This window comes from Larkinella humicola, from assembly GCF_008727875.1.
Taxonomy (GTDB): Bacteria; Bacteroidota; Bacteroidia; order Cytophagales; family Spirosomataceae; genus Larkinella; species Larkinella humicola.
Genome location: NZ_VTWS01000002.1, coordinates 240,994 through 262,771, shown reverse-complemented (window position 1 = coordinate 262,771; position 21,778 = coordinate 240,994). Strand labels below are relative to the sequence as shown.

The 21,778-nt window shown below is 52.6% G+C and carries 15 protein-coding genes; 3 read left to right on the top strand and 12 right to left on the bottom strand.

Going from position 1 to position 21,778, the window contains the following annotated elements; translation table 11 throughout:
• The first annotated feature begins 6 nt into the window (after nt 1–6).
• On the top strand, nt 7–366 hold the full coding sequence (locus tag F0P93_RS09095; protein ID WP_150876066.1) for a cupin domain-containing protein: 360 nt from the start codon (nt 7–9) through the stop codon (nt 364–366).
• A gap of 3 nt (nt 367–369) precedes the next feature.
• Here the strand turns inward: F0P93_RS09095 and F0P93_RS09090 are convergent, their stop codons facing one another.
• The 9 genes from F0P93_RS09090 to F0P93_RS09050 form a co-directional block, all read right to left on the bottom strand.
• Nucleotides 370–1,194 carry an NYN domain-containing protein gene (locus F0P93_RS09090; protein WP_150876065.1) on the bottom strand — a complete coding sequence of 275 codons (825 nt, stop codon included), beginning with the start codon at nt 1,192–1,194 and terminating at the stop codon, nt 370–372.
• Nucleotides 1,195–1,305: 111 nt separating this feature from the next.
• Nucleotides 1,306–1,566 (bottom strand): YtxH domain-containing protein, encoded by a 261-nt coding sequence (locus F0P93_RS09085; protein WP_138989634.1) that lies wholly within the window; start codon nt 1,564–1,566, stop codon nt 1,306–1,308.
• A gap of 120 nt (nt 1,567–1,686) precedes the next feature.
• A complete protein-coding gene (locus F0P93_RS09080; RefSeq protein ID WP_150876064.1) occupies nt 1,687–1,989 on the bottom strand; it encodes a DUF1330 domain-containing protein in 303 nt (100 codons plus the stop codon).
• A gap of 3 nt (nt 1,990–1,992) precedes the next feature.
• Entirely contained in the window at nt 1,993–3,150 is a 1,158-nt protein-coding gene (lepB, locus tag F0P93_RS09075; RefSeq protein WP_150876063.1) for a signal peptidase I, read from the bottom strand.
• Between the two features lie 187 nt (nt 3,151–3,337).
• A complete protein-coding gene (locus tag F0P93_RS09070; RefSeq protein WP_150876062.1) occupies nt 3,338–5,746 on the bottom strand; it encodes an ABC transporter permease in 2,409 nt (802 codons plus the stop codon).
• A 260-nt stretch (nt 5,747–6,006) separates the two neighbouring features.
• Nucleotides 6,007–8,427 (bottom strand): ABC transporter permease, encoded by a 2,421-nt coding sequence (locus F0P93_RS09065; protein WP_150876061.1) that lies wholly within the window; start codon nt 8,425–8,427, stop codon nt 6,007–6,009.
• A 67-nt stretch (nt 8,428–8,494) separates the two neighbouring features.
• Complete coding sequence (locus tag F0P93_RS09060) at nt 8,495–9,409, bottom strand: winged helix-turn-helix domain-containing protein (RefSeq protein ID WP_150876060.1); 915 nt, start codon at nt 9,407–9,409, stop codon at nt 8,495–8,497.
• A 12-nt stretch (nt 9,410–9,421) separates the two neighbouring features.
• Entirely contained in the window at nt 9,422–10,585 is a 1,164-nt protein-coding gene (locus tag F0P93_RS09055; protein WP_150876059.1) for a S1 family peptidase, read from the bottom strand.
• A 17-nt stretch (nt 10,586–10,602) separates the two neighbouring features.
• Nucleotides 10,603–11,103, bottom strand: a complete 501-nt coding sequence (locus F0P93_RS09050; protein WP_150876058.1) for a hypothetical protein — start codon at nt 11,101–11,103, stop codon at nt 10,603–10,605.
• Between the two features lie 406 nt (nt 11,104–11,509).
• Here F0P93_RS09050 and F0P93_RS09045 point away from each other — a divergent pair, with 406 nt between their 5' ends.
• Together F0P93_RS09045 and F0P93_RS09040 are read left to right on the top strand one after the other, a co-directional pair.
• On the top strand, nt 11,510–14,629 hold the full coding sequence (locus F0P93_RS09045; RefSeq protein ID WP_150876057.1) for a SusC/RagA family TonB-linked outer membrane protein: 3,120 nt from the start codon (nt 11,510–11,512) through the stop codon (nt 14,627–14,629).
• Nucleotides 14,630–14,768: 139 nt separating this feature from the next.
• On the top strand, nt 14,769–16,349 hold the full coding sequence (locus F0P93_RS09040) for a SusD/RagB family nutrient-binding outer membrane lipoprotein (protein ID WP_150876056.1): 1,581 nt from the start codon (nt 14,769–14,771) through the stop codon (nt 16,347–16,349).
• Between the two features lie 111 nt (nt 16,350–16,460).
• Here F0P93_RS09040 and F0P93_RS09035 read toward each other — a convergent pair whose 3' ends face one another.
• From F0P93_RS09035 to F0P93_RS09025, 3 genes are all read right to left on the bottom strand, one after another.
• The gene (locus tag F0P93_RS09035; RefSeq protein WP_150876055.1) at nt 16,461–16,757 is read right to left on the bottom strand and encodes a hypothetical protein; all 297 of its coding nucleotides are present in this window, start codon (nt 16,755–16,757) and stop codon (nt 16,461–16,463) included.
• A 25-nt stretch (nt 16,758–16,782) separates the two neighbouring features.
• On the bottom strand, nt 16,783–19,209 hold the full coding sequence (locus F0P93_RS09030; RefSeq protein ID WP_191908761.1) for an ABC transporter permease: 2,427 nt from the start codon (nt 19,207–19,209) through the stop codon (nt 16,783–16,785).
• A gap of 90 nt (nt 19,210–19,299) precedes the next feature.
• Complete coding sequence (locus F0P93_RS09025; protein WP_150876053.1) at nt 19,300–21,750, bottom strand: ABC transporter permease; 2,451 nt, start codon at nt 21,748–21,750, stop codon at nt 19,300–19,302.
• Nucleotides 21,751–21,778 lie beyond the last annotated feature (28 nt).

Below are 21,778 nucleotides of genomic sequence, written 5' to 3'. Positions count from 1 at the left end.
ATCACCATGTCAGCGTATCCAAGTCCATCGGCGGAAGCGCTGCGGGAAGACCTGCAGCAGAATAGTGACAATGACCACGTAGGGCACACGCTGCTCTTTGAAAACGAGAAGGTCAAAGTTTGGCACATTGCCCTGCATCCGGGGGAGCGAATCCATTACCACCGCCATAACTACGATTACTTCTGGACCGTGCTTCAGGATGGCGAAGGTGTTTCCAACCAGGAAGACGGCAGTCAGGTGCGGTTTACATTCAAAAAAAATCAGACTTCCTTTCAGAATATTCTTCAGAAAGGCCGTGCCATTCACGACTTGCAGAATACCGGCGATCAGGTGCTGGAATTTGTCACGACGGAGTTGAAGTACTAATCTTCATTTCACCCGCACATACACCAGTTTGAAGTTGCCTTTGCCGGTTTCACGCTCGTCAATTTCAAACTGGTCGATGCTTTTTAACAGCGGAACCAGCTTCTTGAAACCGTAATTGCGAGGGTCGAAGTCGGCCTGTTTTTTGGGGAGGAGATTCCCGAGTTCACCCAGAAATGCCCAGCCGGATTCGTCGGCGAGGTCGTTGATGCTATCGACAATCATCTTGATGACGTCTTTGTTTACCTTGCCAATCGCTTCGGGTTCCACAACGGAAACCGGTTCCGGTTCTTTCGCCGGTTTGACCGGGATCTCAACGGGTCTCGGCGTGGCTTTTTTCCGGGAACGGGTTTTGGCAGCGGCTGGTACGAGAACGGGTACTGCCTCGTTTTTTTTCAGGATTTCGAGGTAAATGAATTTGTTACAGGCGGAGATAAACGGCGTTGGCGTTTTCTTTTCGCCGATGCCAAACACTTTCATGCCGGCTTCGCGCAGGCGCGTGGCCAGGCGCGTAAAATCACTGTCGCTCGAAACAATACAAAACCCATCGACCCGCCCGGTATACAGAATGTCCATCGCATCGATGATCATGGCCGAGTCGGTCGCGTTTTTGCCGGTGGTATAGCTGTATTGTTGGATGGGCGTGATCGCGTTTTCGAGCAGCACGGTTTTCCAACCGGCCACGGTCGGTTTGGTCCAGTCGGCATAAATGCGTTTAAACGTCGGTGTTCCATACTTGGCAATTTCTTCCAACATGCCCCGGACGTTGGAATAAGGCACATTGTCGGCGTCAATCAATACCGCAAGTCGGAGGTCAAGGACGGTTTCCATGGATTTTTCGGTTGGAAGCGGGCTATGGTATAGAGATAATCCGGCAACTTTACCGAAAATTATGCAGAAGTCAACCTCACCGGGCAAGAAGCTTGCCCGGTGAGGTGGGAATTACGCGGTTTTACTCTCTTTCGGCTCTTCCGAATGGCTTTTGAATTTCGTGGCGATGTCGTCGTAGGCGGCATCGACTTTCCGCTTGAGGCTTTTGACGGAATGGTTGTATTCATCTTTCAGGTCTTCCAGATAATCCTCTCCCTTTTCCCGGATCTTTCTGCGGACTTTTTCCCCTTTTTCCGGTGCAAACAAGATGCCCAGGGCCACACCGGCGGTGGCTGCCAGCAAAACGCTCAAGATTACTTTTTCGGTTTTCATGGTGTACAATGGTACGGTTTGTAATGATTACTGAATTCGATTTACAAAACTAAACGGATACAAAGTAGCGGAAACTGATTGATATTGGGCCTAAAACTGAAAATTATCACCTCTGACGGGCTACAGTGCCACTCCTTCAATCAACAGAACCCGGTCAATCGACTGGTCTTTCAACGCCAGATACTGCTGGCGTTGCGGATCATCGCGGTACGCTTCAAAGTCGGCCTTCGTTGGAAAGGTGACGAGGTGAAGTTCGTACGGATAAGCCAGCGTGGTCGCAATCACCGCCGATCGGGGTGGCCGAACCCGGTAAAGCAATTCGCCCCCATACTGATCAAGCAAGGGCAAAACGTGCTCTTCGAAGGCGTGAAAAATCGTTTCCTGCCCCGGTTTTACAAACAGGATCTGGGTGTAATACAGCATGGTTTATTCGATTAACCGGAACAACCGGTTCCAGCGGATTTTAGCCCAAACCGTCGACGGGTCGGGGTCGATCGACATCCAGACGAAAACCGCCTTGCCAACGATGTGATTCTCCGGCACAAAACCCCAGTAACGCGAATCGTCGGAATTGTGGCGGTTGTCGCCCATCATGAAATAATAATCCTGCTTGAAGGTATACGACGTGATCGGCTGGCCGTTGATCGTGAGGCTGTTCGCGGTTGTTTTCACCTTCTCGTTGCCTTCGTGGCGGCTGATCAATGTGCCGTAAACGGCGATGGTTTGCGGGTTGATCGGAATGGTCTGGCCCTTTTTCGGAACGGCCAGCGGACCAAAATTGTCGCGATTCCAGGCATACGCCGAGCCGCCGTAAATGCCCGGAGCGAGTTGCCCGGCGGGTTCCGTCATTCGCTCGATTCCCTTCACCCAGTCCAGTTCTTTCAGTTTGGCAATGACCTCCGGCGTCGTGGTGACGCTGTAGCCCACCAGCACGGAAGCCTTCGTGGCTTCGTTGTATTCTTCGATGGGCTGCCAGTTGATAAATGGCCCTTCCGCCGATTTGTAATCGTTGATGATGTTGTATTTCCGGAAAAACCGCTCGTTCAGCACCTCCGTCGTTCTCATGAAATAACTGGTTTCGGCCCGAACCGGCGTTGGAAACGCCTTCCCATTGACGTAAACCTGCTCCTGCCGGATTTCGAGTTGGTCACCCGGAATACCAATGCAGCGCTTGATGAGGTTGGTTCGCAAATCCATCGGATAGTCCGGTTCGCCAGCTTTGGGCGGGGGAAAATTGAACACCACGACATCACCGTTTTTTACGGTCGTAAAACCGGGCAGGCGATAGGTTGGCAATTGGATCAGGTCGCTGTAAGACGGTATTTCCGTCCCCCAAATCTTCTGGTGGGTGAGGGGCACCTGCAAAGGCGTCTGGGGCGTTCGGGAACCGTAGTGCAGTTTGCTGACAAACAGGAAATCGCCCACCAGCAGGCTGTTCTCCATCGACGGCGTCGGAATGGCGTAGGCTTCGAAGGTCAGAAACCGGATCAGCGTCGCGGCAATCACGGCAAACAAAATCGAATCGAGCCATTCCCGCAGGAACGATTTTTTAGGTTTGGTGGGCTTGGTTTGGGCGTTGCGCATGAGTTGGCAGAATCTGAGGTTACGAATCGTTACCGGGCATACGATCAGGGCGCAATCGGGTACCCCGAATAACCGCCATCATCATTCGGGCAAAGTAAGAAGCAACCGTTTAGGACGGTTTATTTTTTACAGGGGAGGTTGTCTGCTTTGCTGAATGGTGGGGCTGGTCTTGACCAGCATATTAAAGCTATTCCGATTTCAGACTCTTCACCGGATTCATCAACGCGGCTTTGATACTCTGGAACGAAACCGTCGCAAAGGCAATTGCGATGGCGGTGACCGCCGTCAGAACGAAAACCCACGGGCTGATGCTGGTTCGGTACACGAAGCCTTCCAGCCATTGATTCATCACCCACCACGCCACCGGCGACGCCAGCACGAGGGCAATCAGAACCAGCTTCAGCAGATCTTTAGAAAGTAGCGTCACCAGTCCGGGTGTCGAGGCACCCAGAACCTTGCGGATGCCAATTTCTTTGGTGCGCTGTTCTGCCATGAACATCGACAAACCGAACAAACCGAGGCAGGAAATCAGGATGGCAACACCGGCGAAAATACCGAAGAGCTGCTGCTGCGTTTGCTCGGTGGTATAAAGCCGCCCAAACCGCTGATCCAGAAACTCATAGGAAAAGGGCTGGCTGGAAAACCGCCGTTTCCAGACGGACTCGATGTGCGCCAGGGCCGTCTGCAAACCGGCCCCACCCGCCACGTGAACCGAAATCCAGTTGTGCTGCTCGGGCAGCATAAACATCGCAATGGGAGGGATGGCCTGGCGGAGGGATTCAAAGTGAAAATCTTTGGTGACGCCCACCACCTGACCGCGCCGTTGGCCGTAGCCAAACGGTTTCCCAATGGCCTGCTCGGGGTTTTTCCAGCCCAACATGCGGGCTGCGGTTTCGTTCAGAATAAAGGCCGCCGTGTCATCCGTGGTGTAGGCGCGGGAGAAGTTTCGCCCGGCCGCCATTTTCATATTGTAGGTGGGAATAAAATCGTGATCGACCGATAAGGCCTTGAGAATCACTTTGGAAGGTGCCATGCTGTCGCCTTTGGCCACGTAGGCATCCCAGGAATCCAGCAGCCGCCCCGACGGAATCCGCGATGACTGTCCCACTTCCAAAACCGATGTGTTGCTCTTTAGCTCCTGCTTCAGCGCTTCGGCATTGACAGGCGAATCCTCCACCGTCCGCAGTAAAACGATCTGGTCTTTCTGATATCCCAGTTTGTAGTTTCGAATGTAATCCATCTGGTTGTAGACCACCATCGTGCTGATAATGAGCACGACCGCAATGGCAAACTGGGTCACCACCAGCGCCTGCCGGAACCGGCCCGTCCGCATCGCCGAGGCAATTTTCCCTTTTAGAACACTGATGGGTTGAAACGAGGTCAGGAAAAAAGCCGGGTAACTCCCCGACACCAAACCCGTTAACAAAGTAATACCGGCTACAATGCCCAGAAAAACCGGGTGCGTCAATTGATCCAGCGTCAGTTGCTTTTGGGTGAAGTCATTGAGGAAAGGCAGACACAAAACGACCAGAACCACCGCCAGACTCAACGCAAAAATCACCAGCAAAAGGGATTCGCTCAGAAACTGGCCCACGAGTTGACTTCGGTGAGCACCCACTACTTTCCGCATGCCGACCTCCTTCGCCCGACCCGCCGAACGGGCTGTTGCCAGATTCATGTAGTTGATGCAGGCGATTAGCAGAATGAACAGGCCAATGGCCGAAAACATGTAAACGTAGCGAATGTCGCCATCGGCCTCCAGCGCATCGTCCGTGTCGGAGCGGAGGTGAATATCGGTCAATTTTTGCAGGTTCAGAACCGAATACGTCGATGCTTTGGGTTCGATCCGGCGGTTTTGAAACGCCGGAAACGCCTTGACCAATTTGTCCGGATCGGTGCCTTTGGCCAGCAAAACATACGTCAGAAACGAGTTATTGCTCCAATTGGTCCGCAGTCCTTCGGCACCATAAACCCGGTTGTCGTTCAGGGTATTGAATGAGATCAGAAAATCCGGACGAATGTGCGACTGCGACGGCAACGGTTCAAATACGCCCGTCACCATCAATTCAAACTGGTTATTGCTCCGCAGGCTTTTTCCCATCGGCGATTCGTTGCCGAAATATTTCTCGGCCATCGGCCGCGACAGCATGATGGAAAACGGTTGCGCCAGGGCCTGCGCGGGATTGCCACTGATGACCTTGAAATCCAGTACGTTAAAAATAGATTTCTCGGCAAATAGCACCCGGCTTTCGTTGTAGGTGTGTTCGCCGTATTTGAGCAACGAGCTGGTGCTGAGGGTGCGTACCACTTCTTCGGCCTGCGGAAAATCCTGTTTGATCAGTGGACCGAACGGAGGAGCCACGGTGCCGAGTTTCAGCTCGACGGTGCCGTCATTAGAGTTGAGAAAAGTGCGCAAAACCCGGTAGGTCCGGTCGGCTTTGGTATTGTAACGGTCGAAACTGACTTCGTCGCGCACGTAGAGGGCGATCAGCAGGAAGCACGCCAGTCCGATGGCCACACCGACTATGTTGATAAAGCCGAATGTTTTGTGTTTCAGCAAATTGCGAAACGCAATTTTCAGGTAATTGCTCAGCATAAGGTTCGTCGTTCACTGTCCGTACAAGGCACGCTTTCAGAATGCTCAAACTGTATACCATAAAATTCAACAAACTGATTTTAAATTATTTATACTCAGTTCATGAGTTCATTTGTCCGTTTACGGACGGTTGGCCGTTCGCTGGCGGACAGGAAAAAGAGATTATTTCGCAGAGTTTATCAGAGGAAATCAGATGTTAAGCAGAGTTTTATTTTTCTCTGATAAACTCTGATTTCCTCTGCTCAGCTCTGCGAAATAACTCACTCACTCCTCAAACTTTCCACCGGATTCATCAGGGCGGTTTTTGCCGATTGAAGCGAAACCGTCAGCAAGGTGATGCCGATGGCCAGCAAACCGGCCAGGGCAAATACCCACCCTTGAATCTCAACACGGTAGACGAAGTTTTGCAACCAGCGGCTCATTGCCCAACCCGCTACGGGCGAGGCTACGGCAATGGCCACCAGCACCGGTTTCAGGAAGTCTTTCGACAACAGGGCGACGATGTCAGCCACCGTGGCGCCCAGCACTTTCCGCACACCGATCTCCCGCGTCCGCTGTTGGGTGGCCAGTTTCGCCAGACCGAACACGCCGAGACCGCAAATCAGGGTCGCCAGCAGGGTTGCATAGCTCACTATTCGCTGCCATTTCTGCTCCAATTCATAGGCTTTGGCGTTCCGTTCATCCTGAAAACCGTAGTCCATCTCAAATGAAGGGTAGGCTTTCCGGTATACGTTCTTCAAAACGGCCAGGGCTTCTTTTTGGCGGTTTTTGTCAATTTTTACCAAAATGCCACTGGATTGATCCTCCCGCATGAACAGGGCCATCGGCCGAATGCGCTCTCGCAATGAACTGACATGAAAATCCTGGACCACGCCAACGATGGTCAGCGGTTTCTGGCTGAAATTTTCGTGCAGTCGAATGGTTTTTCCGATCGGCTTCTCCAGCCCCGCGGCCTTTACGAACGTTTCATTGACCAGAACGGCTTCGGTTTTGTCAGACCCGAAAGCAGGGGAGAGGTTGCGCCCGGCTTTCAGACGGATGCCCAACACCGGCAGGTAGTTTTCGTCAATGTACTGGTAGCGGCTTTCAATTTTCCGGTTTCCTGCGCGGGTCTCGTACGATCCGCCCAAATCACTGTTAAACGAAACGTTTCGGATCAACGGTTCGCCCGCCAGTTCGGTCCGCAGAAAAGCCTGGTCGACTTTCAGATCAGTACTGAAAGGAATGTACGTTCCAACGACCTGATACGGATCATAGCCCAGGTCCTTCGTCCGCACATATTCCATCTGATGGTGGAAAACCGTGGTCGCAATTACCAGAAAAACCGACAGGGCAAACTGAATCATGACGAGCGTTTGCCCCAGCCAACTCCGTCCCGAAAGCCGCGGCTTATGGTACAATACATCGGTGGGTTTAAAATTGGACAGAACGAGTGCCGGATAAAGCCCCGATAGTAAGATATTAAAGACCAATAGGATGATAAAATAGAAGAGAAGCTCGCCGTCCAGAATTTCACGGAAAACGATGGCTTTGCTAGCCAACTGATTAAAAACCGGTAATGTCAACTGAGCCAGCAGAATCGCTACCCCAAAAGCAACCAGACACAGCATGGCCGACTCCCCCAGGAATTGAGCCACAATGCGTTGCGAACTGCTCCCCGTCAATTTCCGAACCCCGATTTCTTTGGTCCGTTTCAGTGAGTTTGCCAGGCTGATGTTGATGAAATTAATGGAAGCCATCAGCAGAATAAAGGCTGAAATGCCCAAAAAAAGGTACGAAAAAACCGGATTACTGCCATTGGTGATGCCGCCTTCCCGGTTCCCTTCGCTGCGGTACAACGGGTTGAGGTGCAGGTCGGTCATGGGTTGTAATCCATACCGAATCGCCGGATCAAAACCGTAATTTCTCCGGTTTTCGGCCACCTGCTGCCGGGCGTGTACTGCGTATACAGCACTGAATTTTCGGACAACTGAACCCGGGTCGGCCTGTGGATGCAGCACGACAAAGGTGCTCAAATAGGAGTTCAGCCAACTGGTGTCGTCGAACGACGCCTGCATGAACCGGAACGGAAACAGCAGATCGAACTGGAGGGAGGAATTTTGGGGCGGGTCCTGCACCACACCGGTGATGATCGATGCCCCCACCCGCTTGCCGGAAGGCCCGTCTTCCAGAAGGGTTTTCCCGATCACATCAAGGCGGTTGAAAAGTTTCCGCGCCGTCCGTTCGGTGATGACGACCGTGCCAGCGCCCCGCAAGGCGGTTTTCGGATTGCCGCTCAATAGCTTGAATGAGAACACATTGAAAAACGTGGAGTCGACAAAAAAAGGATGCAGCACAAACGATTTATGGTTGGCCACGAACAGGCCCTGGATGTCACCGCCCATCACCCGCACGTAGTTCTGGACTTCGGGTACCTCCGCCTGGAAGGCCGGTCCCTGCACCTGACCCGTGCCACCGTTCGTTTCGCCGGTTCCGCCCCGGGTTTCGGTCACGGTCGTTGTAATCCGGTAGAGGTGAGGGTTTTTCGCGTGAAACCGGTCATAGCTGCGTTCATCTTTCAGGTAGAGAATCGCCAGCAACAGGCAGGTGATTCCGACGGCCAGACCAACGACGTTAATGACCGAATACAGCCGGTTTTGCCACAGGTGTCGGAGGGCGATTTTGAGGTAATTTTGGAGCATAAACGTGCCGGAGGACTTTTTACAGTCCTGAGAATAGAAGCGGAAGTCCTAAAGGAAAATAGATGGATTAAGCAGTTCCCGATGCGTTCGGGCGGGATTCCAGGCGATACCCCACGCCGTGAACGGCGACGATCTTGAGCGTCGGGTCGTCCTGCAACAGTTTCCGCAGTCGCGAAACGAACACGTCGACACTACGCCCAACAATGATGCCTTCGTCTTCCCAGACCGATTTGAGAATAAAATCACGTTCCAGCAGTTGGTTCGGATTCCCGCCAAAAAGGCGGAGCAGCTTGGCTTCGCGGTAGGTCAGGTTGTGGACCTGTCCCCCGGAAATCAACGTCAGATTGGTGGTGTCAAGGCTGGAATTTCCAAAATGAAGCTGGTGGTCATCGTGGGGCGTTGAATCCGGAATTATCGGCTCCTTCGGCGGGGACGACCGGCGCAAAACCGTGAAAACCAGGGCAGTCAACAAACTTCCGAAAGCCATCATCCACCAAGCAGAAGCCGTTTGCGGGGGTGTTTCGGACGCCGTAAACCGAATCTGGAGATTGTAGCAGCCTTTGGCCTGTTCGCGACCGGTGCAGGCTACTTTCTGCTTTTTTGTTACATCCAAAACCGTATAGCCCAACTCGATTTTGCCATCCGAACAATTCAGGATGGCGACGTCATACGGTCGCGTAACCCCATGCAGCCGGAGGGATGCCTGCAAAACATCGGGCAGTTGTCTGTAGTCGAAGGTCTGATTCAGGCGGATCTGGAACGTATTGGCATCGGTTTGCTGAACGGGCGAAATCCGGGAGGTCGAATCACCGGCGGCAGCCAGCAGCCGGTGCGCCGTCCGGCGAAGGGCGAGATTGGCCTTCTCCGCAAAACGGTTCTGGTCGGCCTGCGTCGGATTGGGGGATGACCGAACGAACTGCACAAACAGCAGGCCCGTTAGCAGAACGAGGATGATTGCGATGATGCGGTTTAGTTTTCCCATAGCCCATTCTTTTTATTCGGTTCGCCTGACCTCCGTCAGAAATTTCTGCAATTCGTCTTTGACGTAGGGATCCATCCGTTCTTTTTTCAGTTCCTTCTCCACCCGGCTGATGGCTTCGGGTTTTTGATTGACCCGGACCAACGCCTTTGCCAACGACAGCAGGTAGACTTGATAACCGTACTTTGCAACGAAATACTCGAAATACGGGACGGCTTCTGCTTTCCGTTTGGATTCGATCAGGTTCTCGCCGGTTTTGATGAGGTTATCGTGATTAAAATACGTCAATTCGTACGTATAATACAATGACTCATTTTTTAGAAAATGATCAAATACCGGTAACGCTTTTTCAACCGGCATCGTCTGAAGCAACGAATCCAGGTACACCGAAACCGGTTTTCGGTTGACGTTAAGCGGTTTATCGCCGGCGAGTATTTTTTTGAGATAAGCCGTTGAATTGATGACATTGACCCGTCGACCCGTTTCCGCGTCTGTTCGTCCGTTGGAATAGATGCCAACCAGCCGCCCCTGACTGTCGATGATGGGCGATCCGCTGGCACCACCCAGAAAAACCGTATCCATGCCTGCGCCCTCAAACTGGACGTAAAAGACGGGGCCTTCCGTTTTGACAACCGTCCCCTTTGCCGTCAGCGTCTGTTGAAACCGGTAGGGATTGCCCGTCAGATACACACTTTCTCCAACCGAAACCACTTTTTCCCGCATCCTGACCGGCTGAATTTTTGATGAAACCGACTTGGTTGAGAAAACAAGCCAGTCCCGTTGCAACACCCCGTTATCAAAACCATCCCACAGTTTTTCGGTGGAATCTTCGTTCATCAACCGATCGATGACCACCGAATCGGCCGGGTGGTGTTTCGGGTACATCTTCCACGTTTTAAGCTGGTCGTTGATCACCACCCGCTTCGTCGCTTTGTTGCGGGCGACCCACAAAATGTGTTTCGCCGTTACCGCCAGCGTGTCTTTTCCGGTATCGAGCAAAAAACCGCTGGCGGCATAGGTGATCGTCGGGTCTTCGTATCGATCCCCGTTTTTATACAAAACTTCGTTGACCAGGGCAATCGGCGGCCACTGTTCGACCGGTTTTTGAATCCCTTTTTCGGGACTTTGGGCAAATCCAAAGACCGGTAGTGCAAGCACCCAAATTAATATTTTTCTCATCGCGATTAGAGGCCTGGTTAACAACCGTCCCCTTTTCTGAACGGGAGTTTAAGAAACCAGAAAAGCTTCAACCGGATGATCCGTCGGGCTACTGCGTCTTCTTTCCGGGTTGGTTCAATCACCAGATCGTCGCCGACCTGTGCGTAGGCCAGCACGTCTGATAGCTCAATTTCAGACTTTTCGCAACGCCCATCGGCCTTTCCCATATTGAGCGGTTTTCCGTCTCTGCGCAGATAAGCCCGGAATGGTATTTTGGTGGCATCGGGCGAATAAGGATCGCCGGCAACAACGGTCAGTTTGCCCCGGCTACTGAGTGAGAAAAAGGAATAATCCAGCGAAATGCCATCCAACAGCAACGGATTATCGGAAAACGCTTTCGTTTTTTTCTCATCACCTGATTTTCTGCTTTCGTAAGAATCTGTCATCCGGTTTTCCGTCAACAGCAGGGAACTACTAAAAACGGCAGGCTGGGAAACCGTACCGAAAAAGAAGACGAGAAAAATCCATTTTTTTGACATGGTGGCTTTTCGTTAAGTGAACAATGAACCAAAGGTATTGGCCATTCCAAACGCGGCCAATCAATGCCCGTAAAACATTGTAAACGAATTGTAAAAGCTTTCTAATCAGTCATTAAAACGCTCTCTTTTCGATGGTTATCGTTTAGGCAGGTAGAATCAAACTTTTTATTAAAAACAGCTTTCAATTCTTAAAAAATCTTTTGAAGGAGAAAAATACAAAAACGGCAGAAACAATTTCTAGGATACTGATTTGCGAAAATCCCCAATTTCCTATTAAATTACCGCCAAAATGGGAAATTAAATAGAGTAATGTCACTATTCAGCAAAACAATTGTTCGATTCCCGATCGTACCCAACGTATACTATTATAATTCTCTCTTTTACCATTTCTAACTTCATTTCCCCCATGCGAAAACCAGTACTTTTTTTGAACCGGAAAGCGCCATTCAACCGCCGGTCTCGGTCCTACACCCTTGTTCTGCTGGCCATCGGAATGGCTTTGTCCGCTCCGCCGGCTTCAACCTACGCCAACCCGGCCAAAGCCGGAGCGGTGGCCACCCTTGAAAAGGAAGTAACCGGAACCGTTAAGGATAACAATGGTAATGCGCTGCCGGGGGTAAACGTTGTCATCAAAGGCACGACCAAAGGCACGACGACAAACAGCGTCGGAAAATACACGCTGATGGTCGACAACAACGCTACGGTTTTGATTTTCTCGTTCATCGGGGCTTTGTCACAGGAAGTTACCGTCGGCGATCGCTCCGTGGTCGATGTAACGCTTCAGGAAGATGCCAAGCAGTTGAACGAAATCGTCGTGACGGCACTCGGGATCGAACGGAATGCGAAAACACTGACGTATTCTACCCAGCAGATCGATGGTAAAAAACTGGTCGATGTCCGGGATGCCAACTTTGTCAACACGCTTTCCGGAAAAGTGGCCGGGATGGTCGTAACGCAGGCCTCTTCGGGTCCGGGCTCGGCTACGCGGGTCGTTTTGCGCGGAAACCGCTCCATTACCGGTAACAACAACGCCCTGTTTGTGATCGACGGCGTTCCGGTCGACAACACCGTCCGTGGCCAGGTGACCGGCGATTTCGGTGGCATCAACGGCAGCGATGGGGCCAACAACATCAACCCCGACGACATCGAGTCGATGAACGTGCTGAAAGGCCCGGCCGCGTCGGCCCTTTACGGAAGCCGTGCTGCCAACGGGGTGATTATGATCACGACGAAAAAAGGGAAAGCCGGGAAAGTATCGGTCGACGTCAATTCGGGCGTGGTAATGGAGTCGCCGTTTGTATTGCCCAAACTGCAAAATACGTTCGGACAGGGTGCCGGTGGCAAAACCAGCGCCAACTCACCGTATAGCTGGGGAGCCGCTGCCACGACCTATCCCGACAACATCAAAGATTTTTTCCGGGATGCAATATCGACCAACAATTCCGTGGGCATCGCGGCAGGTAGCGAAAAGGTGCAGACCTACACGTCCTACACCAACAACTACAACCAGGGCATTCTGCCCAACAACGAGCTGATGCGTCACACGCTGAACCTCCGGCTTACTTCGCAGATCACCAAGCGGTTTTCGACCGATGCCAAGATTACGTACGTCAACCAGAAGATTGACAACAAGCCCCGCTCCGGTGAGGAAAGCTCGGTGACGATGAACCTCTACAAAGTGCCGCGCAGTGTTGATCTGAACAACGTCTACAATACGTATGAAGACGCCAACGGCAAACCGACCTACTGGACCAGCTCGGGGATTTATATGAACCCCTACTGGACGCTCAACAAAACGTTTGCGCTCGAAAAACGGAACCGGGTGATTGCCCTCGGTTCGGCCAAATACCAGTTGACCGACTGGCTGAATGTGCAGGGGCGGCTCAGTTATGACTGGTATGCCGATCGCTACAACTTCGGGTATGCCAACAACACGCTGCTGTTTGCCGGTGCGGGTGGATCGTATTCGGATTATACGGGCGAGCAACTGGAGCGCAACATGGATGTGATCATTTCCGGAAACAACAACGTCGGAAAAGACTTCGCCGTGACCTACAACGTGGGAGCCGGATCGACTTATAACCGGTTCTCCCAGGTGGGAGCCAGCACCAACGGTTTGTCGGTTGCCAACCGCTTCGATCTGTCGTTTGCGTCGAACCTGACCCAGATTACCGGGTATAGCGAAAAAGAACTGCAATACGTATTCGGAACCGCTTCGGTTTCGTTCCGCGATTACCTGACCGTCGATGCTTCAGTGCGGAACGACTGGTCGTCTACGCTGCCCAAACCATATTCCTACATTTATTCGTCATTTGGTGCCAACGTCATTCTTTCCGATGCGGTTAAACTGCCAAACTGGATCAGCTTTGCCAAACTGCGGGGGTCGTGGGCGCAGGTGGGGAACGATGCCGCGCCATATAGCCTGCTCCAGACGTATGCGTTCTCACAGGGTGGAACGGGCGGTTATATTTCCCGCAGCACGACCCGCCCGGCTGAAAACCTGAAACCGGAAATCTCGTCATCCACCGAATTCGGGGCCGATGTCCGGTTTTTGGGTGGCCGCTTAGGGGTTGATTTTACTTACTACAACAGCAACACGGTCAACCAGTTGCTTTCGCTGGGTCTGGCTCCGGCATCGGGTTTTGCCAGCCAGTTCGTCAATGCCGGAAAAATCAACAACAAAGGTTTTGAACTGACCCTGAGTGCGTCGCCGTTGAAAGGCAATAGCTTTACCTGGGATGCCTCGCTGAACTTTGCCCGGAACGTCAATACCATCGTTGAACTCCACCCGAACATCAAGAGTGCTACGCTGGGCGGAAACACACGGACGACGACAGCCGTGGTGACGGAAGGCGGTTCCTACGGGGATCTTCAGGCGTATGGCTGGGCAAGAGACGCGCAGGATCGTTTGCTCGTGAATGCCAGTGGCTTGCCGGTGGTGAGTGCTTTCAAAACCATCGGAAACTTCAACCCCAAGCTGACGTTCGGGTTTAGCAACACGTTTTCGTACAAGAATTTCGTGATGAGCTTCCTGGTCGACGGCCGGGTGGGTGGCATCATGGTTTCCGGAACGGATGGCAACCTGGCGTATGACGGAACGGCCGAATACACCCTCGAAAACCGCGAAGGCGGCTGGGTATTGCCGGGCGTAACGGCAACGGGCGAAACCAACACGAAAGCGGTTACGGCTGAGCAATTCTGGCAAACCGTATCGCAGGGACGCTATACCTGGGGCGAGTTTTTTGCGTATTCAACCACGAACGTTCGGCTGAGAGAAGCAACTTTGGGGTATAATATTCCTTTCCCGCAAGGCTTTTTCATCAAAAACGCCCGCTTGTCCCTCACGGCCCGCAACCTGTTTTTCTTCTACCGGGGCAACGCCACGATGGACATTCCCGGTTTGAAAACCCGCAAGCTGCCGTTTGACCCGGATGTGAACCTGAGTGCGGCCAACTACCAGGGTTCTGAATACGGCGCGTTGCCGTCGACCCGCACGGTTGGTCTTAACTTAAAATTAGGATTCTAATCGACATTCTGAAATAAAAGAATTGTCCGATAAAAGCCCCCAACCCCCTAAAGGGGGCTTTATCAATCCGGATTTTTGAGCCCCCTTTAGGGGATTGGGGGCTAATTTTTCAGAATCAATAATCAATATTGAACGAACCATGAAAATACCCGTCAATAAATTTACCAAGTTATCAATTGGGGTCCTGATTGCCGGGGCAGCCGGCATTTGGAGTGGCTGCACAAGCGATTTTGACGAAATCAATACCAGCAAAACCGCCATCACTACGTTGAGCGCGACGGAACTTCCGTATTTGTTTTCGCGGGCGCAACAACAGGCGTCGTATGCCGCCGGTACGTACCAGACAGCCCAGAATCTGTTTGCGGATCTGTATGCCCAATACTACGCTACCACGACGCCGAACTTCCAGTCGGACCGGTATTTTATGCACCGCACCTGGATCAACTCGCACTGGAATCCGATTTACACACAGGTGGTGCCGCAGTTGAAAACACTGTTCGACCAGACCGACCCGACTTCGTCGCAGTATGCACTGGCCAGCATCTGGTGGGTGTTTGCGTTTCACCGCCTGACGGATTACTACGGCCCGGTGCCGTATTTCGACGCGGGTATTCCGGCCAACAGCGTCAAATATGATCCGCAGGACAAAATTTACGACGACTTTTTCAAACGCCTGGCGGCTGCTACGACGGTTTTGAAAGGCAAAACGGCGGAAAAACCGTACGGAAGCTACGACATCATCTACGCGGGCGATGTCAACAAATGGATCAAATTTGCCAACACGCTGCGGTTGCGGCTGGCAATGCGGATTTCGAAAGTAGACCCGGCTCGGGCTAAAACCGAAGCGGAGGCTGCCATCGCGGGCGGCTTGCTGACCGACGTTGCCGACAATGCGCTGATGACCAAAAACCAGGTGGGGAATGATTACAACGGTCTGGCGACAATTTCCGGCTGGGGTGAGTTTCGGATGAGTGCGTCGATGGAGTCGATCCTGAAAGGCTTCGATGATCCCCGGATTGGGATTTATTTTCAGCCGGCTTTCAACACCAAAACGTACGAAGGCGTCCGCAACGGACTGGGTTCCGTTGAGTTGACCGATCCGCTCAACAACAACGACAACAATTCCAACATTGGCGATCGTTGGGTTAAAAATACCGGAGTCGGGTCGGCCTGGGCGCAGCAATACGCTACCAAACAGGACATTATGCACACCGCCGAAGCGTATTTTCTGGTGGCTGAAGCGGCTCTGAATGGCTGGAATGTGGGTGGTACTACGGCACAACAGGCCTATGAGAAAGGCATCCGGGCGTCGATGGATGGCTGGGGAATCAGCAGCGCCCTGACCGACGCGTACATCGTCAGCACCAAAACGCCGGTTGCTCCGCAGGATCAACAGAAATCACCGGCTTTGTCGACGATCCCGGTCAAATGGGGCGCGACGGAAGCCATTCAGCGGGAGCAGATTGGTACGCAGAAATGGCTGGCGGTGTATCCAGACGGCATCGAAGCGTGGGCCGAAGTTCGCCGGACCCGGTTTCCGAAATTGTACCCGGTGGTCAACTCGGTCAACACCGATGTTCCGACGACGTCCTATCCCCGCCGGATCCCGTTCCTGCTGCTGGAAGAAACTTCCAACACGGCAGCGGTCAAAGCAGCCGTTGCCCTGCTAGGCGGCCCGGACAACGCGGCAACGCCGTTGTGGTGGGATAAGAATAAATAAGTGATTATTTCGCGGAGTTGAGCGGAGAAGAAAGGAGTTAAGCGGAGGTATAAATCTCTGCTTAACTCCTCTTTTTTCCTCCGCTCAACTCCGCGAAATAACCTCTTCTACTCAAGACTCCACCAGCATACGCCGTTGTTTCACCAGATCCTCCCGCTTCACGAAGGTGATCGGCACAAACTGGTCGGTGGGCGAGCCAATGTAGTAGAGCGTCCAGTCCTGATCATAACCCGCCAGCATCTGTCGGATGCAATCAACGCGGTCGATGGTCGGAATGTTGCAGTCTTCCCAGTAAAACAGCTCCACGCGGTAGTGCAATTCCTGCCGCTTGCCGTTGATGGTGACTTCGATTTCGATGTCCTGTTTGCCGGGCATCATAGGAATTGGGATAGCGATATGTGCTGCCATAGGTATAGGAGATTGGAAGTTTCAGTTATTCACTCCGAAGACTTTTAACCGGGTTGGTCAAAGCCGCTTTGATGCTCTGAAAACTCACGGTTACAAAAGCAATAACCAGGGCGAGAACAGCCCCGGCGCCAAAAATCCACCATTCAATAGCCACTTTATACGCAAAATCCTGCAACCACTTGTCGGTAAAGTAGTAGGCAATCGGCGACGCAATCAGGATGGCGACCAACACCAGCTTCAGGAAATCCCTCGTCAACAGGCTTACAATACTAACGACCGTTGCCCCCAAAACCTTACGAACCCCCACCTCTTTAATCCGCTGATAGGCAATCAGGGTTGACAATCCGAACAGCCCCAGGCAACTGATGACCACGGCCACGGCGGTGGCCAGCTTAATGACCTGGGACATATTCCGATCACTGGCGTAGATTTCTTCCAGCGTGCTGTCGTAGAACTTGTATTCAAACGGTTCGGTCGGGTAGAAGTTTTTCCAGATTTTTCCGATCTGTTGGATGGCTGTCTGCCACTGTTCCGGATTCGACGTACTGAGTTTGATGTTGAAAGTCGTCAGGCTATTTTTGTTCGTCATCAGCAGAACCGGATCAATTTTCTGGTAAAACGAGCCGATGTGAAAATCTTTCACCACGCCGACAATCGGGATCGGATGTCCATCAACCTCCTGAATGTATTTGCCAATCGCTTCCTGGGGCGACGCAATCCCGAATTCGTGCAGGGCGGTTTCGTTGATGATGTATTCGCGGGCGGTGTCGGATGCCGTTAGATTCCGGCCGGCCAGCAGCGGAATTTTATACATCGCCAGCAAGGTCGTATCGATGTGTTTGAGATACATTCCCTTTTCAATCACCTCGCCTTTCTTCGTTTTATACTGATAACTGTTGCTGTTAAACGACTGGTTCATGGGCGCATTGCCGAGCGCGACACCGGCAATACCGGGTTGTTTGGCCAGTTCCTGCTGCATGGTAAACTGGCGGTGCTTGTAAGCGGGTTTGTCGCTCAGTTTCCAGGGAACATTGACCAGCAACACGGCTTCCCGGTTGAATCCCAGGTCTTTATGGAGCAGGTAATTCAGTTGCCGTCCCACCAGCATCGTTCCGACAATGAACAGTTGGGCGATCACAAACTGAAAGACGATCAGGCTTTTGCGCATCGTCAAACCGCCTTTTCCGACTTCCGCCGTGACCTGTCCGCGCATCATGCTCACAGCCTGAACGCGGGTGACGAGCCAGCCGGGGTACAGGCCGGAAAAACCGGTAACCCCCACCACCAATACCGCCAGAAAAAGGGCCATCTTTCCGTAATCCGTATAGGCATTCATGCCGTCCGGAATCAACTTCTCAAAATACGTCAGCACCCACTGCGACAGGAAAGCCGAAAGCAAAACCGCCAGGATTGTGATCACCAGCGTTTCGCCCAGAAACTGCCGGATCAGGTGCCAGCGTGAGCTACCCAGCGTTTTGCGAATGCCGACTTCTTTCGCCCGCTGCGGCATCTGCGCTGTGGTAAGGTTGATGTAATTGATGCAGGCCAGCAGCAGCAGAAAAGCCGCAATACCCATCAAACCGTAGAGCACATTCCGGTTGGCCTTGCGCAGGTTTTCGCCGTATTCGGTCGAGAAATGCACCTGCGCCAGCGGAAGCAGTTCATGCCAGCGTTTGAAGTGGTACTTTTTCATATTTTCCGCGCCGTTCAGGGCAGAAATCGCATTGATCTGCTTCAACACCTTCGCCGGAACCGCATTCGGTACGAGTTGGATATACAGCCTATTGTTGGAGCTGACCCCGCCCCAGCTCGGGTTCCGGTTGGTCGTTCCTTTTATGGGAAAGAACTCTTTGGCATCGAAACTGCTCGGAAAAGCGAGGTCGGCCACCACGCCCGAAACCCGTACCGTGACGGTATCGTCGTAAATGATTGTGCGGCCCAGCACCTTCGCCATGGGAACGCCCGGAAAATAGTTTTCTGCCCGGCTTTGCGTCAGGACCACCTGGTTGGGCGCATCCAGGGCCGTGGCCAGGTTGCCGGCCAACCACCGATGGGGCACCATCTCAAAATACGCGTTGGTGGTGACGATGAGCTTTTCAGGCTCCGAAAACTGATTGGAACCGGCTTTTCCGCCCGGAATCAGAACGCTTTGTTTCCAGTGATCCCAAACCGGCACTACCTTCTCCAGCCCCGGCACCTGTTCCTGGATGGCTTCGGCCATCGGCATTGGCACTCCGGCATTTTTTCCTTCATTCCCCTCCGATTTAAAGTGGCTCACCACCCGGTAAATCCGCTCGCGGTTGGGCTGTTGGGTGTCGAAGCTGAATTCATAGCTGACAATCCGGTAAATCACCCAGCACCCGCTGATGCCAATGGCCAGGCCCAGGATGTTGAGGGCGGTAAATAACCGGTTCCGCCAGAGGTGCCGCAGGGTGGTTGTGAGGTAGTTCATAAACATTTTAGTGAAGAATTATGAGTGAAGAGTTAAGAGTGATGAGTGAAGGGTTAAATAATGCGTCAGCAACTCTTAACTCTTAACTCTTCACTCCGAACGAAGTGAGTTTACCGGATTTTTCAGGGCGGCTTTGATGCTTTGAAAACTCACCGTGATCAGGGTTACCAAAACCGCCAGAATGCCCGCCAGCGCGAACATCCACCACTCGATGTCAATTTTATACGCAAACTCTGCCAGCCATTTCGTCATGGCCCACCACGCCACCGGCGAGGCAATAACCAGCGAGATGACCACCAGAATCACAAAATCACGCGAGACCAGCCCAACGATGCTGCTGATGGTGGCACCCAGCACTTTGCGAATGCCGATTTCCTTGGTTTTCTGCTGCGTAACGAGCGACACCAGACCGTATAAACCCAGGCACGAAATGAGAACCGCTAGCCCGGCAAAGTAGCCGATGAGTTGGCTCAGCCGTTGCTCGTTTTCATACAGCCGGGCGAGGTTATCGTCCAGAAACTGCGAAGCGAAGCCTTTTTCCGGAAAATACCGGTCCCATTCCTGCTGAATGAACTTCAGGGTTTCGGCCCGGTTTTGCGACTGAATTTTGATCGAGAAAAGCCGCAGCAACGGCTGGTCGATCGTCATCAGCATGCCTTCGATGGGGCGTTGCAGCGATTGGTTGTGGAAATCTTTTAAAACGCCGACAATCTTGCCCTGTTTGCCTTCCAGATTGACCGACTTGGCAACGGCTTCGGTGGCCGATTTCCAGCCCAGTTGCTTCACGCCGGTTTCGTTGATCAGAAAAGCCGCCGTTTTATCCGTGGGAAACGACTCCGAGAAATCCCGTCCGGCCACAAATTTGAGTCCGTAAGTTTGGGCAAAGTTGTGATCGACGCCCATCGTTCCGATAAAAATGTTCTCGTCGGGCGAATGGCCCTCGGCAATCACATTCCGCCGAACCGAACCGGAACCCATCTGCTGGGTCGACAGCGTGACCTGCCGAATCTGCGGATTTTTGAGCAGAATATCCCGGAAGGTCCGCAACCGCAAATACGTACTGTCGGAGCGGTTGGCGAAAACGTTGGTAATCTTTTCGTTTCGCGTATTGGCCGTAATGATAAAGTCTTTCTCAAATCCGAGCGGACGGTTTTTCATGTATTCCAGTTGCTGGAAAGCCACCAACGCACCGATGATCAGCGCAATCGAGGCCACAAACTGCGCGCCCAACAACACCTGCCGCAACCGCCCACCCCGGGCTTTTCCACTGACAAAACTGCCTTTCAGGGTCGCAATCGGCTGAAAACCGGACACGAAAAAAGCGGGGTAACTGCCGGATAATAAACCGGTTAGTAGCGCAATCCCGACAAATAGGACCAGCAAACCGGTGTCGGACAGGAAGTAGCGAATGGTCAGTTCTTTGCCCGTCAGGTTGTTAAGAACCGGTAGCAAAACCGCAATGAGAACGAAGGAAAACACCAGAGCGATGACGCTCAGGAGGAGGGATTCGCCCAGAAATTGCGCAATCAGTTGCTGTTTTTCACTGCCCAGTACTTTCCGAATTCCGACCTCTTTCGCCCGTTTGAGGGAGCGAGCTGTCGAGAGGTTGACAAAATTGATGCAGGCAATCAGCAGGGTGATCACCGCAATGCCGAGAAAAACGTAAATGTAGGTCATGCTGCCGGGAGCCTCCGGAGCGCCCTGCGCCCGCGAACGCAGGTGAAAATCCCGCATCGGGTCCAGCGCATACACAATGTCTTTGGCGAACTGCTTGTCGGCGTGTGTCAGCAGAAACTTCGGAAACCGGGCGTTGACCGACTCCGGCGATGTTCCGGGGCGCAGCAGGACGTAGGTGTAGCCGTGGGAAATGACCCAGTTTTGCGGAAGATTTTGCCGAACGTTCTCACTTTCAGTGGCAAACATCGTTTCGTAATTCGACAGCAGGTCGATGTGAATGTGCGAATGGTCCGGAAATTTTTCTACCACGCCTGTCACCCGCAGCGGATGCTGGCCTTCGTAGAGCAGGGTTTTGCCGAGCGGACTGGTTTTACCGAAATACTTCGTGGCCATTTCATCGGTAATCACCACCGTAAATTTGTCCTTCAGGGCTGTACGCGGATCGCCTTGCAGGAACTTGAACGAGAAGATGTCGAGCAGGGTTGAATCGCTGAAGAAAAACCGTTCCTCGTCGTATTTGACGGGTTGCGACTGCCGGTTGTCCATCAGCTCGATGGTGGCACTGCTGCGGTAGACCCGGGCTGATTTCTCAATTTCCGAAAAGTTGGAGGTCAACAAGGGCGAAACCGGGGGGGGCGTCAGAGCCAGCGGTTCTTCCAGCCCTGCGAATTTGGGCAGGTAGCTGACCCGGTAAATCCGGTCGAATTTCTGCTGAAACGTATCGTAGCTCAATTCGTGCCGCACGAAGAGCAGAATCAGGAAACAGCATGTCAGCCCGACGGTTAAACCGACGATGTTGATGATCGAAAACGTCTTCTGACGAAGCAGGTTTCGGTAGGCAATTTTCAGGTAATTTTTAATCATCTCATAGGATAGGTTTGGTACTGAGCAC

Excerpts from the sequence above, each read along its gene's own strand:
- F0P93_RS09085 (WP_138989634.1), bottom strand. The coding sequence starts at position 1,566 with ATGAAAACCGAAAAAGTAATCTTGAGCGTTTTGCTGGCAGCCACCGCC.
- F0P93_RS09090 (WP_150876065.1), bottom strand. The coding sequence starts at position 1,194 with ATGGAAACCGTCCTTGACCTCCGACTTGCGGTATTGATTGACGCCGAC.
- F0P93_RS09035 (WP_150876055.1), bottom strand. The coding sequence starts at position 16,757 with ATGGCAGCACATATCGCTATCCCAATTCCTATGATGCCCGGCAAACAG.
- F0P93_RS09055 (WP_150876059.1), bottom strand. The coding sequence starts at position 10,585 with ATGAGAAAAATATTAATTTGGGTGCTTGCACTACCGGTCTTTGGATTT.
- F0P93_RS09095 (WP_150876066.1), top strand. The coding sequence starts at position 7 with ATGTCAGCGTATCCAAGTCCATCGGCGGAAGCGCTGCGGGAAGACCTG.
- F0P93_RS09040 (WP_150876056.1), top strand. The coding sequence starts at position 14,769 with ATGAAAATACCCGTCAATAAATTTACCAAGTTATCAATTGGGGTCCTG.
- F0P93_RS09030 (WP_191908761.1), bottom strand. The coding sequence starts at position 19,209 with ATGAACTACCTCACAACCACCCTGCGGCACCTCTGGCGGAACCGGTTA.
- F0P93_RS09060 (WP_150876060.1), bottom strand. The coding sequence starts at position 9,409 with ATGGGAAAACTAAACCGCATCATCGCAATCATCCTCGTTCTGCTAACG.
- F0P93_RS09065 (WP_150876061.1), bottom strand. The coding sequence starts at position 8,427 with ATGCTCCAAAATTACCTCAAAATCGCCCTCCGACACCTGTGGCAAAAC.
- F0P93_RS09080 (WP_150876064.1), bottom strand. The coding sequence starts at position 1,989 with ATGCTGTATTACACCCAGATCCTGTTTGTAAAACCGGGGCAGGAAACG.
- F0P93_RS09025 (WP_150876053.1), bottom strand. The coding sequence starts at position 21,750 with ATGATTAAAAATTACCTGAAAATTGCCTACCGAAACCTGCTTCGTCAG.
- lepB (WP_150876063.1), bottom strand. The coding sequence starts at position 3,150 with ATGCGCAACGCCCAAACCAAGCCCACCAAACCTAAAAAATCGTTCCTG.
- F0P93_RS09050 (WP_150876058.1), bottom strand. The coding sequence starts at position 11,103 with ATGTCAAAAAAATGGATTTTTCTCGTCTTCTTTTTCGGTACGGTTTCC.
- F0P93_RS09070 (WP_150876062.1), bottom strand. The coding sequence starts at position 5,746 with ATGCTGAGCAATTACCTGAAAATTGCGTTTCGCAATTTGCTGAAACAC.
- F0P93_RS09045 (WP_150876057.1), top strand. The coding sequence starts at position 11,510 with ATGCGAAAACCAGTACTTTTTTTGAACCGGAAAGCGCCATTCAACCGC.